We start from the raw sequence: 2,034 nt of genomic DNA, 5'->3' as shown, positions 1-2,034 counted from the left end.
CCGGCGAGCTCGAGGCGGCGCACCGCGTCATCGGCGCTGAGCCCCGCGGCGTCGGCGTCGAGGTGCGCCAGCACGTCGACGGCCGGCAGCGCCCACGGTCGCGCGACGGTGAGCCCGGCTTCGGTCAGCGGCTGCGTCATACGCCCTCCGTCTCACTTCGCCGCGGCGTCGCGCCGCCCTGCTCTCGTCGTCAGGCCGCCCCGTCGAACATGCTCGTGACCGAGCCGTCCTCGAAGACCTCATGGATCGCGCGTGCGAGCAGCGGCGCGATGGGAAGGATCGTCAGGGTGCGGAAGCGCTTCTCGTCGGGGATCGGGATCGTGTCGGTGACGACGACCTCGTCGATCGCCTCGCTCTGCAGGCGCTGCGCGGCGGGATCGCTGAAGATCGCATGCGTCGCGGCGACGATGACCTTGATCGCACCGCTCGCCTTGAGCGCCTCGGCAGCCTTCACGATCGTGCCACCGGTGTCGATCATGTCGTCGACGAGGAGGCACACCCGGCCGTCGACCTCACCGACGATCTCGTTCACCGTCACCTGGTTCGCGACGTTCGGGTCGCGCCGCTTGTGGATGATCGCCAGCGGCGCGCCCAGGCTGTCGGACCACGTGTCGGCGACGCGCACGCGCCCGGTGTCGGGCGAGACGACCGTGAGCCGGTCGCGGTCGCCTGCGCTCAGCGTGCGCTGGAAGTACTCCAGCAGCACGGGCTTGGCGAAGAGGTGGTCGACGGGTCCGTCGAAGAAGCCCTGAATCTGCGCCGCGTGCAGGTCGACGCTCATGACACGGTCGGCGCCGGCGGTCTTGAACAGGTCGGCGACCAGGCGCGCGCTGATCGGCTCGCGCCCGCGGCCCTTCTTGTCCTGCCGCGAGTACGGGAAGTACGGCGCGACGACGGTGATGCGCTTGGCCGACGCCCGCTTTGCCGCATCGAGCATGATGAGAGTCTCCATCATCCACTCGTTGACCGGCGGGCCGAAGCTCTGGATGAGGAAGAGGTCGCAGCCACGGATCGACACCTCGAACCGGGTGAGGATCTCGCCCGATGCGAACGTGCGGTACTCGGTCGGCACGAGCTCCGTGCTCAGGTGCTCGGCGACCTCGGCGGCGAGCTCCGGATGAGAGCTTCCGCGCGAGATGACGAGGCGCTTCTTCGTCTTGGCGACGAGCCCGGGGGCGATGTCGTTCGCCCGGTCGAGCTCAACGGTCTTCTTCTTGCGCCCCATCGTCCGCCTTCTGTGCGGACCGAGCCTTCGCCGCGACGTCCGCGGCGCCCGTACCCGGTCTGTTCTTCTCGACCCACCCCTCGACGTTGCGCTGAGGGGCCACGCTCAGGGCGAGTGCACCAGCCGGCACATCCTTGCGGATGACCGCTCCCGCCCCCGTCTTCGCGCCGTCACCCAGCCTAATGGGCGCGACGAGCACGGTGTGCGAGCCGGTGTGGACCTCGTCGCCGATCTCGGTGCGGTGCTTGTTCACGTCGTCGTAGTTGGCGGTGATCGTGCCGGCCCCGAGGTTCGCGTTGCTGCCCACCTCGGCGTCACCGAGATAGATGAAGTGCGGCACCTTGGTGCCGGCGCCGACCCTGGCGTTCTTGGTCTCGACGAACGAACCCACCTTCACTCCCTCACCGAGCACGGTGCCGGGCCGCAGATGCGTGTAGGGACCGACGGTCACGCCGTCGCCGACGACTGCGAGGTTCGCCTCGACGCGACGCACCACGGCGCCGGCGCCGATCTCGCAGTCGACGAGGCTCGTGTCGGGGCCCACGGTCGCGCCCTCCGCGATCGTGGTCGCCCCGAGGATGTGGGTGTTCGGCAGCACCGTCACATCCGGTGCGAGCGTCGCCCGCACGTCGATCCACGTCGTGGCGGGGTCCTGGATGCTCACGCCTTCGAGCTGCCAGCGACGGATGGTGCGCGCGTTCAGGAGGCGCGCGGCCTCGGCCAGCTGCACGCGGTCGTTGACGCCCAGGGCGGCGGCGGCATCCGGAGCGGGCGCAGCCGCCACGGCCAGCCGCGAGGCGCGCAGCAGC

General features: G+C 70.2%; 1 protein-coding gene and 1 pseudogene. Both read right to left on the bottom strand.

Annotated elements, in window-relative coordinates; all coding sequences use genetic code 11:
• Window positions 1–190 precede the first annotated feature (190 nt).
• The gene (locus tag EIO58_RS16895) at window positions 191–1,225 is read right to left on the bottom strand and encodes a ribose-phosphate diphosphokinase (RefSeq protein ID WP_127820442.1); all 1,035 of its coding nucleotides are present in this window, start codon (window positions 1,223–1,225) and stop codon (window positions 191–193) included.
• Window positions 1,200–2,034 (bottom strand): annotated as a pseudogene (gene glmU, locus EIO58_RS16890) (bifunctional UDP-N-acetylglucosamine diphosphorylase/glucosamine-1-phosphate N-acetyltransferase GlmU); the annotation flags it as partial. The gene EIO58_RS16895 and the pseudogene glmU, both read right to left, overlap by 26 nt.

Source organism: Microbacterium sp. CPCC 204701, from assembly GCF_004010105.1.
In the GTDB taxonomy this organism is placed as follows: domain Bacteria; phylum Actinomycetota; class Actinomycetes; order Actinomycetales; family Microbacteriaceae; genus Microbacterium.
The sequence above is the reverse complement of the archived record's forward strand: the minus strand, read 5'-3'. Positions and strand labels throughout refer to the sequence as shown.